At 73.3% G+C, this 25,265-nt stretch carries 25 protein-coding genes; 8 read left to right on the top strand and 17 right to left on the bottom strand.

Going from position 1 to position 25,265, the window contains the following annotated elements; all coding sequences use genetic code 11:
• Positions 1–70: 70 nt before the first annotated feature.
• On the top strand, positions 71–2,401 hold the full coding sequence (locus AB0K51_RS12080; protein WP_363453357.1) for a tetratricopeptide repeat protein: 2,331 nt from the start codon (positions 71–73) through the stop codon (positions 2,399–2,401).
• Between the two features lie 357 nt (positions 2,402–2,758).
• Here the strand turns inward: AB0K51_RS12080 and AB0K51_RS12075 are convergent, their stop codons facing one another.
• Complete coding sequence (locus tag AB0K51_RS12075; RefSeq protein ID WP_363453347.1) at positions 2,759–3,352, bottom strand: MarR family transcriptional regulator; 594 nt, start codon at positions 3,350–3,352, stop codon at positions 2,759–2,761.
• A 177-nt stretch (positions 3,353–3,529) separates the two neighbouring features.
• On the opposite strand from AB0K51_RS12075, the gene AB0K51_RS12070 reads away from it, so the two are divergent.
• Positions 3,530–4,951, top strand: a complete 1,422-nt coding sequence (locus tag AB0K51_RS12070) for an MFS transporter (protein ID WP_363453345.1) — start codon at positions 3,530–3,532, stop codon at positions 4,949–4,951.
• A gap of 78 nt (positions 4,952–5,029) precedes the next feature.
• Here AB0K51_RS12070 and AB0K51_RS12065 read toward each other — a convergent pair whose 3' ends face one another.
• The 3 genes from AB0K51_RS12065 to AB0K51_RS12055 form a co-directional block, all read right to left on the bottom strand.
• Positions 5,030–5,650, bottom strand: a complete 621-nt coding sequence (locus AB0K51_RS12065; protein WP_363453355.1) for a DUF305 domain-containing protein — start codon at positions 5,648–5,650, stop codon at positions 5,030–5,032.
• An 80-nt stretch (positions 5,651–5,730) separates the two neighbouring features.
• On the bottom strand, positions 5,731–6,456 hold the full coding sequence (locus tag AB0K51_RS12060) for a DUF3105 domain-containing protein (protein ID WP_363453343.1): 726 nt from the start codon (positions 6,454–6,456) through the stop codon (positions 5,731–5,733).
• 110 nt (positions 6,457–6,566) lie between these two features.
• Positions 6,567–7,091 carry a hypothetical protein gene (locus tag AB0K51_RS12055; protein ID WP_363453341.1) on the bottom strand — a complete coding sequence of 175 codons (525 nt, stop codon included), beginning with the start codon at positions 7,089–7,091 and terminating at the stop codon, positions 6,567–6,569.
• A gap of 254 nt (positions 7,092–7,345) precedes the next feature.
• Here AB0K51_RS12055 and AB0K51_RS12050 point away from each other — a divergent pair, with 254 nt between their 5' ends.
• Entirely contained in the window at positions 7,346–8,989 is a 1,644-nt protein-coding gene (locus tag AB0K51_RS12050) for a protein phosphatase 2C domain-containing protein (RefSeq protein ID WP_363453339.1), read from the top strand.
• A gap of 52 nt (positions 8,990–9,041) precedes the next feature.
• Here the strand turns inward: AB0K51_RS12050 and AB0K51_RS12045 are convergent, their stop codons facing one another.
• The 7 genes from AB0K51_RS12045 to AB0K51_RS12015 all read right to left on the bottom strand — a co-directional run bounded on the left by AB0K51_RS12045 (position 9,042) and on the right by AB0K51_RS12015 (position 14,432).
• On the bottom strand, positions 9,042–9,650 hold the full coding sequence (locus AB0K51_RS12045) for a TetR/AcrR family transcriptional regulator (protein WP_363453337.1): 609 nt from the start codon (positions 9,648–9,650) through the stop codon (positions 9,042–9,044).
• Between the two features lie 73 nt (positions 9,651–9,723).
• Positions 9,724–9,885, bottom strand: a complete 162-nt coding sequence (locus AB0K51_RS12040; RefSeq protein WP_363453335.1) for a hypothetical protein — start codon at positions 9,883–9,885, stop codon at positions 9,724–9,726.
• Between the two features lie 118 nt (positions 9,886–10,003).
• Positions 10,004–10,891, bottom strand: a complete 888-nt coding sequence (locus tag AB0K51_RS12035; protein ID WP_363453333.1) for a spherulation-specific family 4 protein — start codon at positions 10,889–10,891, stop codon at positions 10,004–10,006.
• A gap of 59 nt (positions 10,892–10,950) precedes the next feature.
• Positions 10,951–11,166, bottom strand: a complete 216-nt coding sequence (locus AB0K51_RS12030; RefSeq protein ID WP_363453331.1) for a KTSC domain-containing protein — start codon at positions 11,164–11,166, stop codon at positions 10,951–10,953.
• A 53-nt stretch (positions 11,167–11,219) separates the two neighbouring features.
• Positions 11,220–12,263, bottom strand: coding sequence for an AAA family ATPase (locus tag AB0K51_RS12025; protein WP_363453329.1), 1,044 nt, complete (start codon positions 12,261–12,263; stop codon positions 11,220–11,222).
• Positions 12,260–13,465: an ATP-binding protein gene (locus AB0K51_RS12020; RefSeq protein ID WP_363453327.1), complete on the bottom strand. Its 1,206-nt coding sequence runs from the start codon at positions 13,463–13,465 to the stop codon at positions 12,260–12,262. Before AB0K51_RS12020 ends, AB0K51_RS12025 begins: the two co-directional genes overlap by 4 nt.
• 148 nt (positions 13,466–13,613) lie before the next feature.
• On the bottom strand, positions 13,614–14,432 hold the full coding sequence (locus AB0K51_RS12015; protein ID WP_363453325.1) for a GntR family transcriptional regulator: 819 nt from the start codon (positions 14,430–14,432) through the stop codon (positions 13,614–13,616).
• Between the two features lie 103 nt (positions 14,433–14,535).
• Between AB0K51_RS12015 and AB0K51_RS12010 the strand changes: the two genes are divergently transcribed.
• The 3 genes from AB0K51_RS12010 (at position 14,536) to AB0K51_RS12000 (ending at position 15,395) form a co-directional block, all read left to right on the top strand.
• On the top strand, positions 14,536–14,820 hold the full coding sequence (locus AB0K51_RS12010; protein ID WP_363453323.1) for a hypothetical protein: 285 nt from the start codon (positions 14,536–14,538) through the stop codon (positions 14,818–14,820).
• Complete coding sequence (locus tag AB0K51_RS12005; protein ID WP_363453321.1) at positions 14,817–15,017, top strand: hypothetical protein; 201 nt, start codon at positions 14,817–14,819, stop codon at positions 15,015–15,017. The genes AB0K51_RS12010 and AB0K51_RS12005 overlap by 4 nt, the downstream gene beginning before the upstream one ends.
• 69 nt (positions 15,018–15,086) lie before the next feature.
• On the top strand, positions 15,087–15,395 hold the full coding sequence (locus tag AB0K51_RS12000; protein ID WP_363453319.1) for an NUDIX hydrolase: 309 nt from the start codon (positions 15,087–15,089) through the stop codon (positions 15,393–15,395).
• Positions 15,396–15,402: 7 nt separating this feature from the next.
• Here AB0K51_RS12000 and AB0K51_RS11995 read toward each other — a convergent pair whose 3' ends face one another.
• The 3 genes from AB0K51_RS11995 to AB0K51_RS11985 are packed head-to-tail and all read right to left on the bottom strand — an operon-like array spanning position 15,403 to position 18,954.
• Positions 15,403–16,446 carry an agmatine deiminase family protein gene (locus AB0K51_RS11995; protein ID WP_363453317.1) on the bottom strand — a complete coding sequence of 348 codons (1,044 nt, stop codon included), beginning with the start codon at positions 16,444–16,446 and terminating at the stop codon, positions 15,403–15,405.
• Positions 16,447–16,481: 35 nt separating this feature from the next.
• Positions 16,482–18,203: an urease subunit alpha gene (locus AB0K51_RS11990; protein WP_363453315.1), complete on the bottom strand. Its 1,722-nt coding sequence runs from the start codon at positions 18,201–18,203 to the stop codon at positions 16,482–16,484.
• Between the two features lie 40 nt (positions 18,204–18,243).
• Positions 18,244–18,954, bottom strand: a complete 711-nt coding sequence (locus AB0K51_RS11985) for an urease subunit gamma (protein ID WP_363453313.1) — start codon at positions 18,952–18,954, stop codon at positions 18,244–18,246.
• Between the two features lie 422 nt (positions 18,955–19,376).
• Here AB0K51_RS11985 and AB0K51_RS11980 point away from each other — a divergent pair, with 422 nt between their 5' ends.
• Positions 19,377–19,868 carry an ATP-binding protein gene (locus AB0K51_RS11980; RefSeq protein WP_363453311.1) on the top strand — a complete coding sequence of 164 codons (492 nt, stop codon included), beginning with the start codon at positions 19,377–19,379 and terminating at the stop codon, positions 19,866–19,868.
• 248 nt (positions 19,869–20,116) lie between these two features.
• Entirely contained in the window at positions 20,117–22,312 is a 2,196-nt protein-coding gene (locus AB0K51_RS11975; protein ID WP_363453309.1) for a SpoIIE family protein phosphatase, read from the top strand.
• Positions 22,313–22,327: 15 nt separating this feature from the next.
• Here the strand turns inward: AB0K51_RS11975 and AB0K51_RS11970 are convergent, their stop codons facing one another.
• From AB0K51_RS11970 to AB0K51_RS11960, 3 genes are all read right to left on the bottom strand, one after another.
• Positions 22,328–23,320 carry a DUF2637 domain-containing protein gene (locus AB0K51_RS11970; protein ID WP_363453307.1) on the bottom strand — a complete coding sequence of 331 codons (993 nt, stop codon included), beginning with the start codon at positions 23,318–23,320 and terminating at the stop codon, positions 22,328–22,330.
• A 137-nt stretch (positions 23,321–23,457) separates the two neighbouring features.
• Positions 23,458–24,261 (bottom strand): (2Fe-2S)-binding protein, encoded by an 804-nt coding sequence (locus tag AB0K51_RS11965; protein WP_363453305.1) that lies wholly within the window; start codon positions 24,259–24,261, stop codon positions 23,458–23,460.
• Positions 24,262–24,359: 98 nt separating this feature from the next.
• On the bottom strand, positions 24,360–25,139 hold the full coding sequence (locus AB0K51_RS11960) for a hypothetical protein (protein ID WP_363453353.1): 780 nt from the start codon (positions 25,137–25,139) through the stop codon (positions 24,360–24,362).
• Positions 25,140–25,265 lie beyond the last annotated feature (126 nt).

The raw sequence follows: 25,265 nt of genomic DNA, 5'->3' as shown, positions 1-25,265 counted from the left end.
GCGGCGCGGGGGGGGGGGGCCCGGGGGGGCGGGGGGGGGGGGGGGGGGGGCGCCCCCCCCCCCGCCCCCACTGCGCGGCGGCGGCCCCGACGCGGGCGCCGACGGGCCGAGAGTCGCCGTGGTGACCGGGATGCCCGGCGTCGGGAAGACCGCGCTGGCGCTGGCCGCCGCCCGGGAGGTGCACGACGACTTCCCGGACGGCCGCTGCTTCCTCCGGCTGCGCGGCAGCGCCGGTGCCCGGCGCCCGCTCACCGCGGCCGAGGCGGCCACCGAACTGCTGCGCCAACTCGGCGTTCCGGCGCCGGAGATCCCGCTGGACCCGGACGACCTCGCCGCGCACTGCCGGGAACTGCTCGCGGAGCAGCGCGCGCTGGTGGTCCTCGACGACGCCGACCACCCGGACCAGATCCGTCCGCTGCTTCCGGCCGCTCCGGCCTCCTTCGTCGTGGTGACCAGCCGGCACTGGCTGACCGAGCTGCCCGCCGCCCGTAGCGTTCCGCTCCAGCCGCTGCCGCCGGACGCCGCGGCCGCGCTGTTCACCCGTCTGGTCGGCGTCGACCGGGCCGCCGACCAGGCGGCGGTGGCCGAGGTGGTCGGCCGGTGCGGGGGGCTGCCGTTCGCGGTGGAGATCGTCGCGAGCCGCTTCCGGTCACGGCCGTCCTGGTCCCTGGAGGTGCTGGTCCGCAGACTGCGCCGGGAGCACGGGCGACTCGGCGAACTGCGGCACGGCCAGGTCGGCCTGACCGGGCTGCTGGAGGAGTCGTACCTAGGACTGCCGGCTGATGGCCGGTGGGCCCTTCGCCTGCTCAGTCTCTACCCGGGTGCGGACTTCGGCACGGACGCCGCGGCGGCGCTGCTCGGCTGCCCGGTCGAGGAGGCCGAGCAGCTCGTGGAGAGCCTGATCTCCGTTCATCTCCTGATGGAACACGCTGCCGAGCGGTACAGCTTCAACGATCTCGTGCACGAATTCGCCGAGGGTGCGGCGGCCCGCGCGGATGCCCCGGAGGATCGCCGTGCGGCAATCCGACGGCTGGTCGATTACCTGATGGAGAGCGCGGACCGGGCGGACCGGGTGTGCTTTCCCAGGCGATTCAGACTGCCCCGTGCCGACCATCAACCGCACGCGTACCAAGCTGACCGAATGTCAGGTCCTGAACCCCCGAGTGAGGATGATCTCCCCTCCTGGTTCAAGAGTGAGACGCGTTCTCTGATCGCACTCGAGGCCTACCTGCGCCGGTCCGGTGATCGCGAATCCGCGGCCTGGCTCGCCCATCTGCTGGCCGGCCACCTCGATGCCGAGTGCCTGTGGAGCGAGGCGCACGCGATGCACCGGGAGGCGGTCCGCTGGTGGCGCGCCGAGCGTGCCGACCGGCCGGAGTTGCATGCGCAACTCGCCCTCGGCGCGATCGAGTCGAGGGTCTCGCGCTACCCCGCGGCAGCCGACGCCGCCGAGCGCGCCCTCGCGTTGGCGCGGGCCTCCCAGGACCAGGAGGGCACCGCGGAGTCCATCGGGCGGCTCGCCGAACTCCATTGGCACCAGGGCGACTTCGCCGGTGCGCTGGCCCTCCAGCGACGGGTCCTGAAGATCCGTCGGATCCTCGGGGACGACCGCGAGACCGTGCGAAGCCTCGGCAACATCGGCACCCTGCAGACTCTGCTCGGCGACCGCCGAAGCGCGGTGCGCAGCCTGGCCGAGGCGCTCGCCCTACTCCGCGGCACGACCGACCGGCTCACCGCGCTCAAGCTCGCCAACAACATCGGCGGGCTCTATCTCGACCTCGGCGAGAAGGAGAAGGCGCGACAGTCATTCGAGTACGTCTCGACCGCCGGTGAAGGCGTTCTCCCGCCTTTCGACCTCGCCACCGCCCGGATGAATCTCACCGACACCCTGGAATTGCCGGACGAATTCGACCTCGCGATCCGGCACCTCGATTCCGCGGTGACCACCTTCCGGGACATCGGAAGTCAGCGGCACGAGGCGATCGCCAGGAACTCCCGCGGCCGCGCACTGGGCGCCAAGGGCCGTTTCGCGGAATCCGCCGAGGAGTATTCCGCCGCACTCGCCATCGCCGAATCGATCCAGGCGCCTGCCGAGCGGACGGCCGCGCTCCGGGGCCTCGGCGAGGCGGAAGTCCGGCTCGGCCGACAGGACCTGGCGGTCCGTCACCTCAGGTTGTCCGCCGACCTGGCCCGCGAGGCGGAGTCGGCCGAGGACGAGCTGGCGAGCCTGTCGGTGCTGGCCGAATTCCTTTTGCGGCTGGGGCGGCTCGACGAGGCGGACGCGGTGGTGGAACGCTGCCGGTACCTCCTCGGGCGGGCCGAAGCGGCCGGCCCGGTCAATCTCGGTGAATTACCAGTCGGCCATGATCACTTCCTGTCGGAAGGCCATCGGGCGTCCTAGTCGGGGACCCGTCCCGGCGGTCATACCACGGCCCCCGGGCGGACGGATCAGCTCCGCGAGGTTGGTATAGGGTGAACGGGCGGGAAAACCCTCCCGAAAACTCGTATGCCCCAGAGAGCGAAATCCGCGTGATACGAGCCGTCGCCGTGGCAGCCGTCTGCTGCGCCGCGCTGTTGACCGTCCCCGCCGCGCCGATCGCCGCGGCAACCGCCCCGGCCCCCGCCGAGCGGACCACGGAGGCCTGGACGCCCATGTGGTTGTCCGAGAGGGCGGCCGCCTGACGGATCGTCGACGTGCGAGGGACTCGCTGCCGTGGTGCCGGCCGCGAGTCCCTCCGCCTTTTCCGCTCCGTGCTGCCTACTGCTCCCCGGGCGTCACGGCGGTGTTGCCCGCGAGCGCGTGGGCGAGCCGGTCGAGGCCGGGGAGGGCGTGCATGACGGCACCGTAGTCGGCCGGGTCGAGGCTCTCCAGGGCGGCGGCGAGACGGCGCTCGTGGGCGCCCTGCCAGTCGCGGAGCTGCTGGTGGCCGGCCTCGGTGAGGGCGATCCGCGCGGTGCGGCGGTCGCCCGGGTCGGGCTGGCGGTCGACGAAGCCCGCGTCCAGCAGCTTGCCGATCAGACCGGAGACGGTGTTCGGGGCGAGCCGCTGACGGGCCGCCAGCTCGCCCACCCGCATCGGCGCGACCGCCAGCGTCTGCAGCAGCTCCACCTGCGCCATCGGCAGCGACTCCCACGGGTAGTCGGTCCGGATGCTGCTGCGCAGGGCCCTTCGCAGGCGGGTGATCACATCGGTGAGCCGCTGCGCCCGCGCCAGCGCCTCGGCGTCCGGCGCGGCCGACCCGCGGCCGGCCGACCCGTCACCGGCCGACCCGTCACCGGCCGGCCCGTCACCGGCCGGCCCGTCACCGATCGGCTCGGAGGGGCGCGACGCGGACTGGGGTTGCGAGGACATGGCCGACAGCGTAGCGGTCGGCGACGACGGGTCCACCGAGCGTCCACTCGCTGACCAGCGCGGTAGTCAGCCGCCGGTCGGGGCACTGGCGGCGTCACCGGAACGCTCGATGAACGATTCTGTCGCACCGGGAACTGCTCCTTGAGCGATTATGTCGGCAGCAGATATGTTGCCCGTATGGCTGACCCCGCCGCCGGCACCCGCCTGCTCGACACCCTGCTGCTGGTCGAACGCCCCCGCCCCCGGGCCGTGGCGCGCTGGCCGCACGCCCACTGGCTGGCGGTCGGGACGGTCTGCCTCGGCGCCTTCCTCGGACAGCTCACCGCGAGCGTCACGTCGCTGGTCTTCCCGGCCCTGGAACGGCACTTCGACACCGGCTTCGCCCAGGTCGAGTGGGTGTCGCTGGCCTACCTGCTGGTGCTGGTCGCACTGCTCGCCCCGGTCGGGCGGCTCTCCGACCTGGCCGGGCGCAAGACCATGTACCTCGGCGGCTTCGCGGTCTTCGCCGCCGCCTCGCTCGGCGCCGGAGTGGCCGGCAGCCTGCCGGTGCTTGTCGCCTGCCGGGCGGTCCAGGCGGTCGGCGGGGCGATGATGCAGGCCAACAGCGTCGCCCTGGTGGCCCGCGGAGTGCCCGAGCGGGCGATGCGCACCGCACTCGGCATCCAGGCCGCCGCCCAGGCCCTCGGCCTGGCCCTCGGCCCGACCCTCGGCGGGCTGCTGGTCGCGCACGCGTCCTGGCGCTGGGCGTTCTGGATCAACGTGCCGATCGGCGTGCTCGGCCTGCTGGCCGGCTGGTTCCTGCTGCCGCGCACCTACCCCGACGGCTGCGAACGCGCGCCCGTGGAGGGCAGGTTCGACCTGGCCGGACTCCTCCTGCTGGCCGGCTCCTCCACCGCCCTGCTGCTGGCGCTGTCCGCCGCCTCCGGACTGCCGCTGCCCGCCTGGGCGGTGGCCGTCCTGCTGGCCGCCGCCGCGGTCGGCGCCCGCGCGCTGACCCGGCAGGAGCAGCGCGCCGACCGTCCGATCATCCCGCCCGGCCTGGTGAACACCCCCGGCATCCGGGCCGGCCTGGTGGTCGCCCTGATCGGCTACCTGCTGCTGTTCTGCCCGCTGGTGCTCGGCCCGGTGATGCTGGCCGACCAGGGCGTGGCGTCCGCCACCGCGGGCGTGGTGATCACCGCGCTGCCCGCCGCGTTCGCCGTCGCCGCCACCGTCGGCGGCCGCCTGCTGCCGCGCGGTTGGAGCGACGCGGTGCGCTGCCGCTGCGGTGCGCTGGCGGCCGGCGCCGGACTGCTGCTGCTCGCCCTGCTGCCGGCCCCCGGCCCGTACCTGACCGTGCTGCCGCTGCTGGTGGCCGGCTACGGCCTCGGGCTGCTGCTGCCCGCCAACAACGCGCTGGTGATGCGGGCGATACCGGCGCAGAGCTCGGCCGTCGGCGGCGGGCTGGTCAACCTGGTCCGCAGCCTGGGCACCGCGCTCGGCACCGCCCTCCCGGTGCTCGCCGTCCACCTGGCCGGCCCGGCGGGCGGCGGCCGCGGCGTCCTGCTCCTGCTGGCCGCCGTCGGCGGCCTCGCGGCGGTGCTGACGACCCGTACCTGACGTCGGCTCGAACAGCAGAAGGGCGCCGCCCGGAGGAGAACCCCCCGGACGGCGCCCTTCGGACGCGTCGACGGACCGTCAGGACAGCGGCTGCGCGCCGCGTTCGGCGAGCATGCCGGTGATCAGGTCGATCTCGGCGCGCTGGCCGTTGACCATGGTCTGGGCGAGCCGCTTCTCGACGTCGTTCTTGGCCGCGTCCACGTAGCCCTGCGCCATCTCCACGCCGCCGCGGTGGTGATTGATCATCAGCTGCAGGTAGTACACCTCGGCGTCGCGGCCGCTGAGGGTGCGCAGCTTCTCCAGGTCGGCGTTGGTGGCCATGCCGGGCATCAGCGAGCCGTCGTGCGCGTCGTAGGTGTGGCCCATCCAGGCCATCGGCTTGGCCGGGGTCGACTGGGTCAGGCCCCACTGGTCGAGCCAGCCCATCAGCATGCCGCGCTGGTTCGCCTGGGTGTTGATGATGTCGAAGGCGAGGGTGCGCACCGCCGCGTCCTGGGTGCGGTCGCGGACGATGAACGACATGTCGATGGCCTGCTGGTGGTGGGTGGCCATGTCACGGGCGAACCCGGCCTCCGGCGAGTCGGTGGCCGGCGCGGCGGCCGCGGCGACCGTGCTCGACGCCGGCGAGCCGCCCGCGACCAGCGCGGGCACGCCCAGTCCGAGCGCGACCAGCGCCGCCAGTGCGGCGGGCCACCACAGCCTGCGCCGCGAACGCCCGGCGGGCGCGCGCCCGTCCGTCGCCTCCGACTGCTCGGCGGTCAGGTCCGCCTGGGCGCCGGTCACATCGTGCCCGAGCTGCAGGAGGCGCCCGGCTCCTGGGTCTGCGGGCCCTGCACGTACTTGGTGAAGAACTGCTCGACCCGCGGGTCGTCGGCCTTGTCCACCACCAGCTGGGTGCCCCACGCGCTCAGCGTGATGGTGCCCTGCTCGTCCGGGTACGGGCTCATCATGGTGTACGGGGTGACCTTGACCTTGTCGCCGAGCTTCTTGATGTCGTCGGCGGTGGCCTTGCCGTTGTAGGTGACCCAGACCGCGCCGTGCTCCAGCGAGTGCACCGCGTTCTCGTTCTTCACGGGCTGGTCGTAGACGTTGCCCATGCAGTTGAGCCAGATCGGGTTGTGGTCGCCGCCGACCGGCGGGGTCTGCGGGTAGGTCACCGGGGTGGTGACGTGGTTGCGGGTGAGGTTGTCGAAGGTCTTCACACCGTCGATCGGCACCTTCGCCGCGTCGGCCTTGGCCTGCTGCTCGGCCTTGGCGGCGGCGTCCTTCTTGTCCTGCTTGTGCTTGGCGTCCAGCGCCAGCCAGGACGCGCCGCCGGCCATCGCGAGGATCAGCACCGAGGAGATGCTGATGGTGAGGATCTTGTTGCGGCGCTCGCGGCGCTGCTCGACGGCGCGCAGCTCGGCGATCCGGGCGCGGCGCTCGGCCTGGTTGGCCGCCTTGCTGCCGGGCTTCGGTGCCTTCTGCTGGGACTGCGGGCCGGTCTGCTTGGAGGCGGAACCCATGGCTGTCTTCCTTGTCCCCGCCGTGCGCGGCACGGCGGTCTACGGGGTGGTGGGGGCAGCGGAGCCGCCGACCGCCCGGATGCGGGGAGTCGGTCGGCGGTGGGTTCCGCTCAGGACCGGTGAACCTGGAGTACGTGCAGGTCGGGCGCGTGGTCGGGCCCGGCCAGGGCGGCGGAGGCCGGCACGGCCGGCAGCGCGGGCGGCGCCAGCAGCGGCGGGGTCACCGCGCCGGGCTGCGGCGGGGCGTTCGGCAGCTGCGACTCGGGCCCGCAGAACGGGTGGCTGGAGCAGCCGTTGCCGGGCACCGGGTGCTGGCCGTCGGCGGTGCACCAGGTGAACGGCACGCCGTGCTCGTCCACCGCGTCCACCGCCACCGCGTGGTGGTGCACCGCGACGCCGCGGGTGCCGTCCGAAGCCGTGGCCGCCTGCGGGAGCGCCAGGGCGTCGGCCCGCGCGGCGGCCGTGACGGGCGTCTGCGGGCCGGACGGCGGGGCGCTCAGGGTGCGGGCGCTGGCCGCGCACGGCAGCAGCGCCAGCAGGGCCGCCAGCAGCAGGGACCACAGCACCGCCACCGGGCGAAGCACCGCGTACGCGGGTCCTCCCGGGGTGTGGGTCGTGGTTCCTCGCGCGGCCATGCGCACATATTAATCAGCCGGACGGGTGAAGCGATGCCCCCCTCGGCCTCTCATTTTCCCGCCGACCGGCCGATCCGCCCGGGGCCGACGGCCCTGTTCGGGACGGTTTCGACGGGCTTGCGAACGAGTTGCCGCGCGGGTGGCCGGAACCTCGCCCCGGGCGTCCGCGCGATGTTCCGATTCCCGGACACCGTCGTTGTCCTTGGGGAGAATGACGTGACCTTCGGTACCCCCAGGGATCAGGAGCGGCCAAGTTGAACGACCAGGGCGCGCCCAGGCACCCCCGTCCCGACGATGCCTGGTGGCACACCGTCTACGAGGGCCCCGCCGGCACCCTCCCCGACACTCCCGCCGCCGTCGCCGACACCTCGACCGTGGACGACTGGTTCACCACCGCCGCCGGACTGATCGCCCCGCAGCGCCGCCCCGCCGACCCGCCCGCGACCGCCCTTCCGCCGGAGGCGGAGGTGGTGGCGGATCCCGAGCCGGCGACCGCCGTCCCCCCGCCGCCGCGCAGCTGGGCCCAGGCCGCCTGGCCCGAACGCGGGCCAGCGCCCGAGGTCCGGCCGCCGGCACCCGACCTGGTCAAGCCCGACCTGGTCAGGCCGGCTCCGTCGGCCGGGCCCGTTCCAGCCGCCCGGCCCGCCGCGCCGACGCCGACCGTCCCCGACCTCCCGCTCGTCCCGCCGCCGCCACCGGCCGCGCTGTCCCACGATCAGGCCGCCCCGGAGCCCGTCCCGGAGCCGGTGCCCGTGCGGGAGCCCGAGCCCGAACCGGCCCGCGAGCCCGTCGCCGAGCTCGCACCGGCACCCGCCGCCGAGCCGCTGGCGGCCCCCTTGCCCGTTCAGGCCGCCGCACCGCCCGCCGCCGCGCCTGCACAGCCCGTGCCCGCGCAGCCCGTGCCCGCCCAGCCCGCGCAGCCCGAGCGGGCCGCGCCGTGGCGGGGGCGGCCGGAGGCGGCGGCGGTGCCGCACGTGGGTGAGCGGCCGCCGACGTACGAGGCGGAGCCGACCGCGCTGCCGGCGGCCGACCCGGAGAGCCTGGCGGCGCTGGTGCCGGACACCGCGCTGGAGGGCGCCCAGTTCGGGGCGACCACCTTGCGGGCGGTGTCGATCCGCGGGGACTCGGCGCGCTACCGGGGCGAGCCGCGCCGGGACGCGCTGCTGACGGTCCGTTTCGGCGAGGGCGAGGACGGGCTGGTGCTGGCGGTGCTGGCCGCCCCGGCCCGGCGCGCCAACGCGCAGTGGGGTTCCGCGGCGGCGGCCGACGCGGCACGGCAGTTGGCGTCGGCGATCGGCCGCAGCCGCGAGGCGCTGTCGGCGGACCTGCGGGCGGGCGCCCGCGACCGGTTGCGCTACGGCCTGCAGCGGATCGCCCTGCAGGCGGCGGTGCGGCTGCGCTCCGCGGCGGAGACCGCCGGGGAGGCCGAGGGCGACGCCACCGAGGGCGCGGCGCTGGAGCAGGCCGAGGCGCCGCTCGAGGAGCTGGCCTCGCTGCACTGCCTGCTGGTCTCGACGGACCCGGCGGCCACCCACCGGGCGGCGTTCGGCACCGGCCCGGGCGGCCTGTACCTGCTGCGCTCGGGCCACTGGATCGACGCCTACGCGGCCAGGCTGCTGCACCACCCGGACGGCCAGCCGCCGCTGCCGCCCGCCGCGCGCCCCGCGGCCCGGCCGTTCCGGTTCCGCTTGGTCCCGGCCACCGCCGGGGACATCCTGCTGCTGTGCACCCCGGGCCTGGCCGAGCCGATCGCCGAGGAGCCCGCGGTCGCGCACTTCCTGTCCAGCCACTGGGCGCACCCGCACCCGCCGGGCAGCGTCGACTTCCTGCGGCAGATCCAGGTCCGCGCCAAGGGCTACGCGGACGACCGCACCGCGGCGGCGATCTGGACCGAGTGACGGCCCGTCAGGCGCCGGCACCGATCGCCCCCGGTGCCGGGCCCGGGGCCGGTCAGGCGCCGAGCAGGGCCCGGGCCGCGGAGGCGACCTGGGCGGCGGCGGCCACCCGGTCGGCGCCGGGCAGGCCGACCGCGATCGGGACCGCGAAGCCGTCGAGCAGGGCGCGCAGCTGGGCGGCCCGGTCCGCGGGCGGGCTGTCGCCGACGGGCGTGAAGACGCCTGCGGCGAGGCCCTCGGTGATCAGCGCGGTCAGCTCGTCCTGCCAGGGCGCCTCGATCTCGAGCTGGCCCTGGCGCAGGTCGGCGGTCTCGGGGGACCGGCTCCACACCTCGATCCACAGGATCCAGCGCGGGTCGCCGGGGCCTTCCGGCAGGTAGAGGTCGACGTAGCGGGCGAGGCGGTCGGGCACGGACAGGTCGTGGCGGGCGAGTTCGCGGCGGCGGCGTTCGCCGAGCTGGTCCTCGCTCCAGCGGAGGGTCTCCAGCAGCAGCTGGTCCTTGCTGCCGAAGTAGTACAGCAGGTGGCCCGCGCTCATCTGGAGCTGCTGGCCGAGCCCGGCCATGGTGAGCCGGGCCAGCCCGTGTTCGGCGATGGCGGTGCGGGCCGCCGCGTACACCTCTTCCTTGGGGCGCGCCGGGCGGCGGGTCCGTGGCTGCGCCATCCGCTCTCCCTCGTGTTCCGATCGTTCGCGGCCCAAGTCTCCCCCACCGGGGCGGGCGGGGGCCGCTCCGGGGTCACCAGCCGCCGTGCTCGCGGCCCTCGTCGGCCTCCCGGAGGCCGGCGTCGCGGCCCGCCTGGTAGACCTTGCGGACGAAGGCGGCGGCCTGCTCCTGGTCGAGGTCGTCGGTGAGGCGCATCAGTTCGTCGGTGAACTCGATCAGCCAGTGTGTGGTCATGCCCCCATGACACCCCGTCGGCTGCCGGGTCGCACGACCGCCGGGCCCGGGTGTGCGCCGAATGCGGCGCGGCGCCGGGCCCCGTGGAGGGATCCGGCGCCGCGCGGGTGACGGCGGGTCAGCCGATCGTCGCGGCGTACGAGGTCTCCGCGCCGAAGCCCCAACTCGGGGTGGCGTCCCAGGGGTTGGGCAGCACGTCGTCGGTGGCGTAGGCGTAGCCGGCACCGCGGGCGAAGGCGGTGTCGAGGGCGGTGTGCATCGCGGTGGCGTTCGGGACGGCGTGGATCAGGTGCCAGAACGAGGTGCCGTCCGGGTCGAAGGCGGCCCCGGAGTAGTAGCCGGCGGTGAGGTTGAAGACGTTGCCGCCGAGCCAGCCGCCGCCGGTGTAGTTCGCGTAGGTGTTCTCGTAGGTGACGAAGGTGTCGGCGGTGCGCTTGCCGGGCTCCAGGAAGCAGTCGGCGACGGCGGTGCCGGGGTTGTCGACGACCAGTTCCGGCACGCTCGGGTCGATCGCGTAGACCATCGCCTGCACCTGCTGACGCAGGTTCAGGTAGTAGTCGCGGTTGGCGTTGCCGGGGCCGCAGTCGCGGCTGGTGGTGTCGAAGAAGATGCCGTCGACGTGCAGCTTGCCGTCCGCGGTGGCCAGGTAGTTGCGCACCGAGGCGAGGACGGCGTTCACGTCGCGGGTGGCGTTCTCGGTGTGGACGTAGCCGAGCACCTTGGTCTTCCCGCCGGTGGCGGTGGTCCGGCCGCGCAGCGCGTCGGCGCGGGCCTGCCAGGAGGTGTCGAACGGGACGTCGCCGTTGCCCGGGTTGAGGATGACGAGCGACGGCGCGGGCTGCGCGGCCTGCGCCGAGGTCAGCATCGGGTCGTTCGGGTAGACGTAGGCCGGGACGCCGATCTCCAGTCCGCGGACCGGCGTGGCGCCGGCCTCCGGCGCGGCGGCGGTGACGGCGAGTACGGATCCCAGCAGCAGGGCGGCGAAGCCCTTGGCGCGCGTGCGCATGCGATTCCCCCAAGAGTCGGCGGGCATCCCCCTGACACCCGCTCGGCTCCCCGATGCTACTAGCGGACCTGTTTGAAGGCGTATCCGGGCTTCTTCACGAAGTGGTCGAAGTACTGGCCCTTACTCTGCGCTTCCATAAGGCCTTGGTGCACGGCGGAAGGCACGTTGAAGTACTGATAGGCGGTGCCGTTTCGGAACTGAATCTCAAGCAGGTACGTCATCGGCTCATATCCCACCGCGGCAAGGTTTGACGATTGGACTGGCACAAGCTGCATTCGATCTCCGTCGGATGTCGATAGGTCTTGTGTTGGATCGATGTTCGGACGACCTAGCTTCGGCCGCTATCTCCGGCCAGCCGTGCCAAGATCGTCTCGGCGAGGCCGCGGAACTCCCGGAAACAAGTCTGAACGTACTTCTGTGTGCTGCCGAGCGCGCCGTCTGCTGGCTTCAAGTCGAACATCGGCTTTCGCGCGTCATGCGCGAGCGGCATGAGGCTTCGGTAGTTCCGCAGGGTTGCAATTTCGAACGTGCGATCTCCGGCAAGCGCAGTCTCCTGGCCAAGCACAGCCGTGGCGAATACCCACGGGATGCGCTCCAGCCAGCGAGCGTATGCCTTGACGGGTCGATCCAGCCGCATCTCGGGCTGCATGATCACATAGCCGAGCGGCTGCATGAGCGCACGGGGCGCTGAAATGTTGCCAGGGACTCGCGGAAGAATCAGCGCCCGCCAGTCTTGTCGCCAATTCCGAAGTGTCGGACCTAGGTTGCGCAGACCCTTCAGTGAGAAGAGGTCTGCCGCGAGTGGCATGAGAACGGTGTCAGCGGTCAGCAGCGCAGCCCGATTGATCGCGCCGAGGTTCGGGCCGATGTCAATGAGCACGATGTCTGCATTCACTGAGCTGGCGGCCGCCTGAATAATCCGATGAAATGCAGTCGTCGTCCGAATCGCCGCAAGGTCTCCCGCGTACGTCTTGAACCACTCGTTGGAGAGCTTGTCCTCGAACCGGCTGAGTTCGAGACTGCCCGGGAGAAGCCAGAGGCCGGGAGCAAGCGGAGCGGGCTCGACCTGCCGAATGTCGCCGGTGCCCTCGAGGATCGGGCGAACGGCGTCGGCGATCGTCTGGCCAGGGCTCACCCGACCGGTGGCGGGCAGACCCCGAGCGGCCACGCCCTGTTGGATGAGCTCCGACGAGTCTTCCCATAGCTCCTCGAGCTCGGTTTCGTCGAGGCACATAGCAGTCAGGTTCGACTGCGGGTCGAGGTCCACAGCCAGAACTCGGAGGCCGATCCGTTGGAACATGTGCGCCAGGTGGTACGCCAGCGTGGTTTTGCCCACGCCGCCCTTATTGTTGAAGAGGGCGATAGAAGTCATGGCGCCTTCCTCAGCGTTACCGCCCACGAGGACTCGTCGACTTGGAACTCTGGGGGAGGATTTCCGTTTCGCTCCAGCGCAGCCCGAATCCGACCGATTCCGCGGCCGAATCGGTTGACGTAGCCGAGCGACTTCATTGCTGCGGCAAGGGAAGGGTTGCGGTAGTCGTTTACCCGGTCGAAGTTATCACTTCGAACCTGGCCGTAAGGCCCTCCTGGATTGGTGACCTCGACTCGATCATCGAACCAGGCGATTCGTGTCGGGGCGTAGGAGGTCTCATAGTTTCGATGCATGACGGCATTCATGCAGACCTCCCGCAGGGCTTCGAGCGGATATTCGGGGCGCTGTTCCTCGCGGAAGCCGTCCTCTACAAGCCGCGTGCGGAGGTGTCCGCGGAGCACCGCTTCCAGACGCGCCGCAGTGTCGACCACGTTCTGCCGGAGTTCCTGGTCGTCGGCGATGGGCGAATCGAGGCCCATTCCCTGGTACCGAATGAACTGCACATACGCACCCGGGACGAAGCTTCCCGGGTCGAAGCCAACGACCAGCAACCCGAGTACCGTCGGCACCGGATGGTCGACAGATCGGGCGAGGTGGAGTGAAGCCAATTGCTGGGGCAACGGGCGCCCGTTCTCCTCGATCACGTCCGGGTCGACCACGGACGGAAGGTATGAACTCCGGAAGAGCTCCAGATCAAGGTCACCCAGACTGGCTCCGGGAACGATCGAGGTGTCGAAGGGGCCGTCCGCAAAGCGTCGGCGCTCGGCGAGCACGCGTTCGTCGTCCCGGGTGGCGCGACGCGTGGTCGGACCCGGGCGAACCCAGACGACACCCTCGAATCGCACTGGCGGCGCGGCCGACGCTTCAACCCTGATGCGGACCACAGGCTTCCCCTGGTAGATGCCTTCCGCGACGGTGAACGACGGACGGTCGAGGATCCGGCCGTCGTCGCGGAGGTCGGTCAGTGCGAGCAGCGCTTGGTCACTGGTGTCCACACCGTCCACCGGCTTCCCCCTGTCATCCACACCGACAAGGATGTCGCCGCCGCCATGTCCCGCTAGGTCGTTGGCCATGGCGCACACCGCGTTCCCGATCGCGTCACCACGTCTGCCCGCCCGCTTCGCGGTGCTCTTGAACTCGAGCCAGGGTGTCTCGCGGGTGCCCAGGATGTCGGCAAGGTCTTGGGAGGTCACGGAGACCATTCTTCATCATGACCGCTCGCCGTCGCCGAATCACGCCAGCGGCCATGAGCAGCGTATGGCAGAGTCGGCCAGGGCCTCTCCGGCGAAGCCGCGCGAGATGCGGCGGCGTGAACGTGATGCTACACAGTTAGTGACCGCCAGTTTCGTCTCACCCAGCATGACTTCCGGCGCTTGACTGACCATCAGGGAAGCCAGGCCGGTGCCGCGAGGTTTCCTCCGGGCGGCGGCCGTACTCGGAGATCCAGCGGTCGCCGGGCAGGACCAGGTCGGCGGTCTCCACGGGGCGGCCGGTGGCACGGTCGTAGTGGGTGCGCTCGACGGCGAGGACGGGCGCGCCGGGGAGCAGGCCGAGGGTCTGGGCCTCGGCGCGGGTGAGGGTGCGGGCGGTGAGGCGCTCGACCGGGTCGCCGACCTCGATGCCGATCACGGCCATCCGGGCGGCGACGCCGATGCCGCCGTGCGGGCCGGCCTCGGGCAGCACGATCAGCGCCTGGCCGGTGACGGCCATCGGCTCCCAGGACTCGGCGAGGTACGAGGGTTCGCCGTCGGCCAGGTAGACGTAGGAGGTGTGCATCACCGGGTCGCCGGGCGCGACGGCCAGGCGTTCGGCGACGGCGGGGCTCGCCGCCTCGGTGGTCGACTGGCTGCGCCAGGAGGCGGTGACGCCCTGGTCGGCGAGGGCGGCGGTGTCCGGTCCTGACGCACCGTCGGCCGGGCTGCGGCGGACCAGCTTGCGGCGCGGCTCCTGGGAGCGGACGAAGTAGCCCCGGCCCTGCTTGGCGAGGACCACGCCCTCCTGCTCGAGCAGCCGGTACGCGGACTGGCCGACCCCGTGCGAGTAGCCGTACAGGCTCTGCAGCTCGGCCAGCGACGGGAGTTGACTGCCCGGCGGGTACTCGCCCGCGGCGATCCGGTCGCGGATCTGCTCGGCCACCTGCAGATAGGCGGAGGGCCCGCTGGTGGTCATGGGCTGTCCTCCTGGAGGGGCGGGTCCGGCCGATTGGTGACACAGTATCCCGCGTGGCACTACTCTACGTGTAGACCTGAGCTCTACGCGTACTGGGGGACTGGTGCAGATCAGCACGCGCGCGTCCGACCTGCGGACCGCGATCGAGCAGGCGTCCGGTGTGCAGGCCGAGGTGCGCCACGGCATCGGGACCACCCGGATCACCATCCACAGCCCCCCGGTCGACGACCCGCTCTGGAGCGAGCTGCTCCGGGCGCTGCGCACCGCCGACCGCTGGGGCTCGGTCACCGCCGACGGCGAGACCGTCGTCTGGGCCCAGGTCGAGGACGACGAGGAACACCCCCGGCCGGACCCCCGTCACCCCGCGAAGAGAGGCACCCCGCCATGACCGCCGAAGCCGAGTACCGCTACCGCCCCTGCAGTACCTGCCGCCGGTGCACGGCCGGCACCGACCTCACCCCCACGGCGGACGGCGACTGCTGGGACGCCTTCCTGACCCGCACCCTCACCGCCATGGAAGCCCGCCGCCGCGCCGAACGCGCAGCCGCGGCCCCGGCGACGCCCTCGCTGACACGTCGTCAGTAGGCGTGGGACGATCGCGCACATGAGCGAGTGGACCGTGCACGGCAGCCGCCCCGTCTACCGCAGCCCCTGGTGAATCCCCTGGTCAGGTTCGCGCCGGTCGCCGCCACCGTCGTGCTCGACGACTGCGACGAGGTGCTGATGGTGCGGCGGCACCGCTTCGCCACCGACACCTGGAACGGGGAGATCCCGTCCGGCATGGTCGAAGACGGCGAGAGCCTGGAGACCGCTGCCGCCCGCGCGGTCGAGGAGGAGACCGGCTGGCGGGTCGCCGCGGTGGCGCCGCTCGCCTGCGTCCCGCGCACCGCGCGGTTGACTCGCACTCCGCACCGCGGGCCGAGAACCCCTGCGAGGTTCCCGGCCCGGTGGCATCGGTGGTGACGGAGCGTCAGGCCCGGGGCTGCTGCTGGGTGATGCAGTGGATGCCGCCGCCGTTGGCGAAGATCTCGCGGGCGTCGACCAGTTCGACGGTGCGGCCGGGGTAGGCCTTCTCGAGGATGGTCTTGGCCTCTTCGTCGCGGGGGTCGTCGAAGGCGCAGAGGACGACGGCGCCGTTGGCGACGTAGTGGTTGATGTAGGAGTAGTCGACCGGCTCGCCGTCCTCGTCGAACAGGACGGTGGGGGCGGGGAGTTCGATGACCTCCAGGGGGCGGCCCTGGGCGTCGGTGGCGGCGCGGAGGATGGCGACCAGGTCCTGGCAGACGGCGTGGTCGGGGTGGGACGGGTCGGGCTGGACGTGGGCGACGACGACGCCGGGGCGGACGAAGGAGGCGACGATGTCGATGTGCCCGCGGGTGCCGAACTCGTCGTAGTCACGGGTGAGTCCGCGCGGCAGCCAGACGGCCTTGGTGGTGCCGAGGTGGGCGTGCAGCTCGGCCTCGACCTGCTCGCGGGTCCAGTCGGCGTTGCGGCCCTCGCCGAGCTGCACGGTGTCGGTGACCAGGACGGTGCCCTCGCCGTCGACGTGGATGCCGCCGCCCTCGTTGATCAGCCGGGAGGCGAAGCGGCGCACACCGGTCAGCTCGCTGATGTGCTCGGCGATGTGCTGGTCGTGCTCCCAGCGGGCCCAGGACTGGGCGCCCCAGCCGTTGAACACCCAGTCGGCGGCCGCGAGTTCGCCCTTGCCGTCGATCAGGAAGGACGGGCCGATGTCCCGCATCCAGGCGTCGTCGAGCGGCCGCTCGACGATCTCCACCTCGGGGGAGAGGTAGGGGCGGGCGGCGTCGGTCTCGCCGGTGTTGACCACCAGGGTGACCGGCTCGTAGCGGACGATGGTGTTGGCGACCTCGGCCCAGGCGCGGCGGGCCGCGTCGAGCTGCTCGGCGCTGTCGAAGGTCGGGTTGGCGGTGGGGAAGGCCATCCAGGTGCGCTCGTGCGGGTGCCACTCGGCGGGCATCCGGAAGCCGAGAACGGCGGGGGTGGGGGAGGTCATGAGGCCAAGTCCTAAGCGGGGGAGGGGAGCAGGGGTCAGAGGAAGTAGAGGCGGCTGAGCGAGACCGACTCGGCGGGCTCGGAGCGCAGCGGCTCCCCGTCGAGCGAGACCAGTCCGGTCTCGGAGACCTCGACGTGGCCGATCCGGGCGTTGCGCAGCATCGACCGCGGCCCGATGCCGCGCGTCCCGCGCACCCCCACCCGCCGCCTGCGGGTGGGCAGTTGGTCGCCTGCCACGTCCAGATAGGCGGAGTCGGCGGCGGCCTGGGCGACGAAGGCCACCGACAGGTCGGCGGCGGTCGCCCCGTGCGCGCCGAACTGCGGCCCCAGCACCAGCGGTTCGCAGCGGTCGGTGGAGGCGTTCGGGTCGCCCACCACGCCGTACGCGGGGAAGCCGGCCTTCAGCACCAGCTGCGGCTTGGCGCCGAAGTGGTCGGGGCGCCAGAGCACGATGTCGGCGAGCTTGCCGATCTCGATCGAGCCGACCTCGTGCGAAAGCCCGTGCGCGATGGCCGGGTTGATGGTCAGTTTGGCGATGTAGCGCAGCACCCGCTGGTTGTCGTCGCCGCCCTCCGCGGTGCCGTACGAACCGGTGCCGTCGAGCGGGCCGAGTTCGGCCTTCATCTTGCCGGCCATGGCGAAGGTGCGGCGCACGGTCTCGCCGGCCCGGCCCATGCCCTGGGCGTCGGAGGAGGTGATGCCGATGACGCCGAGGTCGTGCAGCACGTCCTCCGCGCCCATCGTCCCCGCCCGGATCCGGTCACGGGCCATCGCCGCGTCACCCGGCAGGTCGACCTTGAGGTCGTGCGCGGAGACGATCATGCCGAAGTGCTCGCCCAGCGCGTCCCGGCCGAAGGGCAGGGTGGGATTGGTGGAGGAGCCGATGACGTTCTCCACGCCGGCCATCTTGAGGACGTTGGGCACGTGGCCGCCGCCGCAGCCCTCGATGTGGAAGGCGTGGATGGTGCGGCCCTCCAGCACCGCCAGGGTGTCCTCGACCGACAGGCACTCGTTCAGGCCGTCGGTGTGCAGGGCGACCTGGACGTCGTACTCCTCGGCGACCCGCAGCGCGGTGTCCAGCGCCCGGGTGTGCGCGCCCATGTCCTCGTGCACCTTGAAGCCGGACGCCCCGCCCTCCGCCAGCGCCTCCACCAGCGGCGCCGGGTCCGAGGACGAACCCCGGCCCAGGAAGCCGATGTTGACCGGCCACGCGTCGAACGCGTTGAACGCGTGCCGCAGCGCCCACGGCGAGTTCACGCCCACGCCCCACACCGGGCCGAACTCCTGGCCGATGATCGTGGTCACGCCGGAGGCCAGCGAAGCCTCCATGATCCGGGGCGAGAGCAGGTGGACGTGGGTGTCGATGGCTCCGGCGGTGGCGATCAGGCCCTCGCCGGAGACGATCGTGGTGCCGGTGCCGACGACCACCTCCACCCCGTCCAGGGTGTCGGGGTTGCCGGCCCGGCCGATCGAGGCGATCCGGCCGGCGATCAGGCCGATCGAGGTCTTCCGGATGCCCTGCACCGCGTCGATCACCAGCACGTTGGAGATCACCACGTCACAGGTGTCGCGGACCGCCGCGGGCTTCAGGTGCAGCCCGTCGCGCGCGGTCTTGCCGAAGCCGGCCAGGAACTCGTCGCCCGGAGCCTGCGAGTCCGACTCCACCCGGACGATCAGCCCGGAGTCGCCGAGCCGGACCCGGTCGCCCGCCCGCGGACCGTGGACGGAGATGTAGTCGTGTGGGGTGATGGCACTCATGCGGCGTCCTCGCTTCGCTCGGTGGGGGTGGACCGGGGGTTCACGACTCCACCTCGGCGTCGTCGAACTCGGTGAGGTAGCCCGTGGCGCGGGCCTTGGCGAGCGCCGCCTCCTTCGCACCGGGCGCGTCCAGCGGGCCGTCCACCAGCCCCGCGAAGCCGATCGCCACCCGCGCGCCGCCGATCGGCACCAGGCCGACCTCGACGGTCTGCCCCGGGTCGAAGCGCACCGAGGAGCCGGCCGGCACCGCCAGGTGGGTGCCGTACGCGGCGGCCCGGTCGAAGGCCAGGCGCGGGTTGGCCTCGAAGAAGTGGAAGTGCGAGGTCACCGAGATCGGCACCGCGGCGGTGTTGTGCACCGGCAGCAGCAGCGCCTCCTCGACCGGGTCGTAGCCCTCGCCGGCGCCGGCCAGCGCCGCCCCGGGCGCCCCGTCGCCGAGCGAACCGGCGCCCCGGAACGGGTCGTTGACCACGGCGAGCCGGGTGCCGTCCTCGAACACCGCCTCGACCTGGACGACCGTCACCACGTCCGGCACGCCGGGCAGGACGTCGTCGGCGCCGAGCACGCTGCGGCCGGCCTCGATCGCCTCGGCCAGCCGACGGCCGTCGCGGGCCGCCTCGCAGACGGTGTCGGCGATCAGCGCGGTCGCCTCGGGGACGTTGAGCTTCACGCCGCGGGCGCGTCGGGCCCGGGCCAGTTCGGCCGCGGTGAAGATCAGCAGCCGGTCCCGTTCGGTGGGAGTCAGTCGCACGGTGCCTCGCTTGAGGGGGAGCGGAGGGTGGTCGGTACAGAGTTTAGAACGGCGTTCAAACTCGGTGGTCCCCATTCAACCCGCGCCCGACCGCCATGTCCAGCGTCCCCCGCCAGGACGCCCGCGGCGCGGCGGGCTGCCGGGACTCCGGGGGCACAACGGCGCCCGGGACGGCCGCCGGAGACCGGCGCGGTCGGGTTCGGCGAGGCGCGCCGAGCCGGGGGCGTGCGGCCGCCGCACTCCCGGGCGCGGGGGTCCGGAGCGCGGGGATCGCGCGCCCCCGAGCACCGTTCACCCCACCCGGCGCACCACTGCACTGTTGCAAACGCCGCGGAATGGGCATGAGGATGACAAGAAGCGGCCGTCGGACCGGTGGGGGACCGGGACGGCCGTCCGAACAAGGGCGGGGGCGTACGAGGGTGATGGACGGTCAGGCAAGGTTCCCGCGGCAACGCTCGGCCTCGCACCAGGAGCAGATCGACCACCCGGGGGTCGCGTCCGGCCCCGCGCCGGTGCACGAGCCGGGCTGCACGCTGCACCGAAGACTGCACGCCGCACTCGACCCGGCCGACCTTCCGGCGGTCGGCGCGATCCGGCGCCGCCTGCGCGCCGCACTCGACCACTGGGGCGTGCCGGAGCTCGCCGACACCGCCGAACTGCTCACCTCCGAACTGGTCACCAACGCCCTCGTGCACACCGGCCACAGTGCGGTCTTCGACGCCGTGCTCACCGGCGAGCAGCGCCTGCGGGTCGAGGTGCACGACCACACCACCCGGCTGCCCGGCCGCCGCAACCCCGGCGAGACCGCCACCTCCGGCCGCGGCCTGCTGCTGGTCGAGGCGCTCGCCGACGACTGGGGCGTGCAGCTGCGCGGCGACGGCAAGGTCACCTGGTTCGAGCTGTCCATCGCCTGACCGGGGGCGCAGGGTCGTCCCACCGCCACCCATCGGCCGGGTGAATATGCCCCTGGCGGGATGAATGTGCCGGGTGCGATCGTGTGCGATCGACACCGTCCGGCCCACCGGCATTGCCGCATTGCCGAACATACGAGAGGCTAGTGAGAATGTGTGCCAGTAGGCACACGCAACCATCGCGGTCCGGCCGGCCCAGTAAGGGATACGGGACACCCAGGGGCCGCCAGGCAGGCACCGGCAGGAGAAGCATGGCCACAGAGCCCGAGGCGCCTGGGCCCGCCCGCCGCACCCCGCCCGCCCAGGCCAGCAGGAACACCGCCGCCGCGAACCCGCTGCGCACCGCCCCGGGACTCGCCGCCGGACACCTGATCCCCCCGGCCGGCCGCGGCCTGTCCACCCGGTCCGGGGACTCGACCCCCGAGTGGCTCGAACCGGCGATGGCCGCCAACGGCATCGGCTCCTTCGACTGGGACATCCGCCGCGACCTCCTGGAGGGCGACCAGCGGGCCTGCGCCATCCTCGGCCTGACCGGCCAGCCCTTCGACCGCACCTCCGGCGCCTTCCTCGCCATGCTGCACCCCGAGGACGCGCCCGTGGTCCGCCGCCGGGTCGAACGCGCCGTCGCCGAACTCGGCCAGTGCGGCGCCTACTACCGCACCGTGTTCCCCAACGGCGAGCTGCACGCCGTGCGCTTCCGCGGCCGGGTCCTGGCCGACGCCTTCGGCCGCCCCTCCCGGATGGTCGGCTTCGTCTGGGACGCCACCGTCGAACTCCACAAGCGCGAGCGCGCCGACGAACTCGCCGTGCTGCGCGAGGAGCGCTCCCGCTTCATCAAGGAAGCCGCCCGCGCCCTCTCCGAAGCCGTGACCGTCCGCGACGTGGCCCGGGTCTTCACCGAGCTCCCGCTGCCCGGCCTCGGCCCCGACGGCCTGGCCCTCGCCTCGCTGGAGGCCGGCCGGATCTCCCTGCTCGGCTCCACCGGCTACGGCAGCCCGCTCAGCGACCAGTTCGACCGCAGCCCGCTGGCCGCGACCCACCCCGCCGCCGAGGCGATCCGCTCACGCGCCCCGATCTTCATCTCCTCCCGCGAGGAGTACCGCGCCCGCTACCCCGAGGCCTGGGACTGGGCCGCCGACAGCGGCCGCTCCTCCTGGGCCTTCCTCCCGCTGATCGCCAGCGGACGTCCGATCGGCGTGTGCGTGGTCTCCTTCGACGGCGACCGCGAACTCGACGCCGACGAGCGCACCCTGCTCTCCACCCTCGGCGGCCTGGTCGCCCAGTCCCTCGCCCGGGCCCGCCTGCACGACGCCGAACACGAACTCGCGGCCGGCCTGCAGCGCGTCATGCTCCCGCGCACCGTCCCCGCCGTCCCCGGCGTCACCACCGCCGTCCGCTACCTCGCCGCCGGCTCCGGCCTGCAGATCGGCGGCGACTGGTACGACGTCGTCCCGCTGCCCGGCGGCCACGTCGGCCTGGTCATCGGCGACGTGCAGGGCCACGACGTGCACGCCGCCGGCATCATGGGCCAGCTCCGCATCGCGCTGCGCGCCTACGCAGCCGAAGGCCACCCGCCGGCGGCCGTGATGGCCCGCGCCTCCCGCTTCCTCGCCGACCTCGACACCGACCACTTCGCGACCTGCACCTACGCCGAGGTGAACGTCGACTACGGCGTGGTCTACGCCGTCCGGGCCGGCCACCTCGACCCCGTCGTGCGCCGCGCCGACGGCGCCGCGCACACCGTCCCGGTGGCCGGCGGCCTCCCGCTCGGCGTCTCCCCCGACGAGGAGTACCGGGTCACCCGGTTCAGCCTCGACCCCGGCGAGACCGTCGTGCTCTGCACCGACGGCCTGGTCGAAGCCCGCGACATGGACCTCGACACCGGCTTCGAACGCCTCTGCCGCACCGTCTCCGGGCACCTCCCCGCGATCGGCGAGTCCCCCCGCGAGCCGCTGGAGGAACTCGCCGACCGGATCGCCTCACAGGCCGCCGACAGCAGCGAACGCGAGGACGACATCGCCCTGCTGCTGCTCCGCTGGGACGGGCCCGCCGGCGGCCGCGCCGCGCAGCAGCTGCGCCGCCGGATCGGCCAGGCCGACCTGGCCCGGATCTCCGAACTGCGCGGCGAACTGCGCGACGCGCTCCGCCGCTGGGGCGTGCCCGAACTGATCGACACCGCCGAGCTGTTGTCCTCCGAGCTGGTCACCAACGCGATCCGGCACACCGACCGCGACGCCATGTTCACCGCCCGGCTCTACCAGGACGGCGGCCGCACCCGCCTGCGCGTCGAGGTCGAGGACGAGTCCGACCTCTGGCCCACCCGCCGCACCCCCGGCGAGCAGGCCTCGTCCGGCCGCGGCCTGATGCTCGTCGAAGCCCTCGCCGACACCTGGGGCGTCGAGCCCCGCGGCACCGGCAAACGGATGTGGTTCGAGCTCACCGGCTAGGCACCTGAAAGCACCTCACCCGAACTGCTGCTCCAGGTCCTTGAGCTTCTGCTCCAGGGAGTCCAGCCGCGGCAGGGTCACGGTGTCCTCGTCCGGGGTGAGGTCGATGCTGCGGCGGGGCGGGGTGGCGGGGAGTCCGGCCGGGGCTATGGCGGGCTCCGTCGGGGGTGCGGGAGCGGACGCGGACGCGGCTTCCAGCTGCCGCGCGCTGCGGTGGCGCCAGCCGCCGGGCTGGCGGCCGATGGCCCGGATCTCGGCGCGCTCCCGGCGGGAGGCCAACCGGCGGCGCTCGCGGTTCTCGGCGGCGGTCCGCTTGTCGTCGCGGACCTCCTCCACGGCCTCGTCGAGCGTGCGGACGCCCTCCAGGAGCATCAGCGACCACGCGGCGTAGGTCTCCCGCGGGGCCCGCAGCCAGCGGACCACGCGGATCTGCGGGAGCGGCCGGGGGACGAGCCCCTGCTCGCGCAGCGCCGCGCGGCGGGTCTGCTTGAGGGCGCGGTCGAAGAGCACCGCGGCCGAGAGCGACATGCCGGCGAAGAACTGCGGGGCGCCGTCGTGGGTACCGCCGCGCGGGGCGTGCACCCAGTTGAACCAGGCCGAGGCCGCGGCGAAGAGCCACACCAGCATCCGCGAGCCGAGCGCGGCGTCGCCGTGGCTGGCCTCCCGGACGGCGAGGACGGAGCAGAACATCGCGGCGCCGTCCAGGCCGAACGGCACGAGGTACTCCCAGCCGCCGGAGAGGCCGAGGTTCTGCTCGCCGAAGCCGACCAGCCCGTGGAAGGAGAGGGCGGCGGCGACCCCGGCGCAGCAGAACAGCAGGAGGTAGGAGGCACCGCCGTAGAGGGATTCGGTGCGGCGGCGGCGTTCTTCCGCGCGTTCCCAGGAATCCGATCCGTGGGCGGCGACGGCTCCGGCGCGGCTGCGGGCGAATGCCAGCAGTACGGCGGCGACGACCAGGGCGGCCACTCCGGTGACGGCCCAGCCCAGCGGTATGTCCGACAGTCTCATGACCTGATCAAGCCTCGCTTTCCGCGTCGTGACGGCGGGGACCATCATGGCGGAGAAATGCGGAGGCGATGACCGGATCCGGGGGTGATCCACCGTTAGGGGGGAATTCCGAACGGGAAATCGAAATATCGTCAGATCTATTTACTGCGCGGGCAGCTGAAACAGGCTTCGGCCGGGCGGACCGTGTAGAACAGGCAGCAGCTGACCCGGGTCCGGGTGCGCGCGCCGTCCTCCTCGCGGAAGCCGGGGGTGCCGACGAACGGGGCCGCGGCGCCGGTGCCGGGCAGCAGGGCGTCGAGTGCGGCGACCGCGCGGGGCTCCTCGCCGAGCAGGGTGGAGAGGTACCAGAGGCCGTCCACCACGTCGTCGGTGGCCATCGCCCACAGCGTGCGCGGGCCGCGCCGCATCCGGGGGCGGAAGGCGTCCAGCACCGGCGTGAGGTGCTCGGCGAGCGCGGTGCGCAGCGCGTCGTCCAGCGCGGCCCGGTCGGGGACCGGCCGCGCGTCGGGGCGGCCGGCCGCGGGGTCGTCCGGGAGGCAGGAGAACGCGGCGGGGCGGACGGTGAGTTCGCCGGTGGTGCGGTTGATGGCGACCCGGTCGGCGGGGAGCCGGGGGACCCGGCGCTCCAGGAACCACGGGAGGGTGAAGGCGAGCGCGACCGGCCAGACGTAGCGGTGCAGGCTGAAGCCGGCGGTGACGTCCGGGCGGGGGGCCGCGCCGTACAGGTCGACGCCGAGGCGCTCGTCGTGGGCGATCATCGCGTCGAGCGCGGCCGGGTCGGCGGCGAGGGCGGCGGCGGTGGTCCAGCCGGGGCCGGTGCGCGGGGCGGCGCGCCGGATCCGCAGGTCCGGGAAGACGGCGCCGAGCCGGGTGTAACTGCCCCGGCAGGGTGGCGGGTCGACGGACGGAGGGGGGCACTGCTCGACCTGGCGCACGGTCACGCGGAGGCTCCCTGGGGGTACCCCGGGCTGGCGGAACCCGGGCACGGCGCGGTGAACCCGTCCGGGACGGCACGCCACCCGGAAAGGTAAGGCTCACCTTAGCTGATGCCGCGCGGCAGGTCGCTCCCGGTACGCCCGTCCGGAGGAGCCGCCTGCGCCGGGATCTGGCCCAGCCGTCGCGCCAGCCACACCGGCACCCCGCCCAGCGCCTGGACCAGGCGGGCCGCCTCCGCGCGCAGGCGTTCCGCCTCGACCGGTTCGGACACCTCGGCCAGGGAGGCCAGGGCCGGGGCCACGCCGACCGTGAAGCCGAGCTGCTCGCGCAGGCGCAGCGAGGCGCCGAAGCCCTCGCGGGCCCGCTCCAGGTCGCCCGCGGACTGGGCCAGACCGGCGAGGTGACGCCACGTCGAGGAGCGCAGCAGGTCGTCGCCGCGCTCCCGGGCCCCCTCGTGCGCCCGCGCGTACGCGCTGTGCGCGGCGACCGGGTCGTGCATCAGGTTCTCCGCGACCAGGCCGCGCCGGAAGTCCAGCAGCGGGCGGCCCGGCGCCTTCGGCGGCAGCAGCGCGGAGGTCCGGCCGAGTGCCGCCTGCGCCTCGTCCACCCGGTCGCGGCGCCCCAGGACGCTCGCCACGTACGCCAGGAACCCGCGGGCGCAGGACGCCGCCGCCCGGTGCTCGGTGCCCGCCACGCCGGCCTCGGCCTGGCGCAGCGCGTCCTCCGCGCGTTCCCAGTGGTCGGCGGTGAACAGGCACTGCTCGATGAGGAGTTCGGCCCGTAGCAGGGCTGTCGCCGGATCCCGTCCGGCCTGCGGGCGGAGCAGATCCGCGGCCTCCTGCCAGCAGCCGCGCGAGCGCAGCCGCCAGACGACGTCGGCCATGCCCCCCGGAGCCGTCCCGTGCACCGACAACGCCACCTCCTTGTGCGCGCCATGCCGTGACCGCGCACCCTCCCCAAGGGCCCGCGCCGTGGCGGCAATTCAACACGCGGTCGCGCTTGTGCACCA

Source organism: Kitasatospora sp. NPDC049285 (assembly GCF_040678815.1).
Lineage (GTDB): Bacteria > Actinomycetota > Actinomycetes > Streptomycetales > Streptomycetaceae > Kitasatospora.
The sequence above is the reverse complement of the archived record's forward strand: the minus strand, read 5'-3'. Positions and strand labels throughout refer to the sequence as shown.

Bases quoted from the DNA above. Each gene is read 5' to 3' on its own strand.
- AB0K51_RS12015 (WP_363453325.1), bottom strand. From the start codon at position 14,432: ATGACCACCAGCGGGCCCTCCGCCTATCTGCAGGTGGCCGAGCAGATC.
- AB0K51_RS12025 (WP_363453329.1), bottom strand. From the start codon at position 12,263: ATGACTTCTATCGCCCTCTTCAACAATAAGGGCGGCGTGGGCAAAACC.
- AB0K51_RS11990 (WP_363453315.1), bottom strand. From the start codon at position 18,203: ATGAGTGCCATCACCCCACACGACTACATCTCCGTCCACGGTCCGCGG.
- AB0K51_RS11980 (WP_363453311.1), top strand. From the start codon at position 19,377: ATGGACGGTCAGGCAAGGTTCCCGCGGCAACGCTCGGCCTCGCACCAG.
- AB0K51_RS12020 (WP_363453327.1), bottom strand. From the start codon at position 13,465: ATGGTCTCCGTGACCTCCCAAGACCTTGCCGACATCCTGGGCACCCGC.
- AB0K51_RS11995 (WP_363453317.1), bottom strand. From the start codon at position 16,446: ATGACCTCCCCCACCCCCGCCGTTCTCGGCTTCCGGATGCCCGCCGAG.
- AB0K51_RS12030 (WP_363453331.1), bottom strand. From the start codon at position 11,166: ATGCAGCTTGTGCCAGTCCAATCGTCAAACCTTGCCGCGGTGGGATAT.
- AB0K51_RS11975 (WP_363453309.1), top strand. From the start codon at position 20,117: ATGGCCACAGAGCCCGAGGCGCCTGGGCCCGCCCGCCGCACCCCGCCC.
- AB0K51_RS12035 (WP_363453333.1), bottom strand. From the start codon at position 10,891: ATGCGCACGCGCGCCAAGGGCTTCGCCGCCCTGCTGCTGGGATCCGTA.
- AB0K51_RS11960 (WP_363453353.1), bottom strand. From the start codon at position 25,139: ATGGCCGACGTCGTCTGGCGGCTGCGCTCGCGCGGCTGCTGGCAGGAG.
- AB0K51_RS12005 (WP_363453321.1), top strand. From the start codon at position 14,817: ATGACCGCCGAAGCCGAGTACCGCTACCGCCCCTGCAGTACCTGCCGC.
- AB0K51_RS11970 (WP_363453307.1), bottom strand. From the start codon at position 23,320: ATGAGACTGTCGGACATACCGCTGGGCTGGGCCGTCACCGGAGTGGCC.
- AB0K51_RS12055 (WP_363453341.1), bottom strand. From the start codon at position 7,091: ATGGCCGCGCGAGGAACCACGACCCACACCCCGGGAGGACCCGCGTAC.
- AB0K51_RS12045 (WP_363453337.1), bottom strand. From the start codon at position 9,650: ATGGCGCAGCCACGGACCCGCCGCCCGGCGCGCCCCAAGGAAGAGGTG.
- AB0K51_RS12070 (WP_363453345.1), top strand. From the start codon at position 3,530: ATGGCTGACCCCGCCGCCGGCACCCGCCTGCTCGACACCCTGCTGCTG.
- AB0K51_RS12040 (WP_363453335.1), bottom strand. From the start codon at position 9,885: ATGACCACACACTGGCTGATCGAGTTCACCGACGAACTGATGCGCCTC.
- AB0K51_RS12075 (WP_363453347.1), bottom strand. From the start codon at position 3,352: ATGTCCTCGCAACCCCAGTCCGCGTCGCGCCCCTCCGAGCCGATCGGT.
- AB0K51_RS12060 (WP_363453343.1), bottom strand. From the start codon at position 6,456: ATGGGTTCCGCCTCCAAGCAGACCGGCCCGCAGTCCCAGCAGAAGGCA.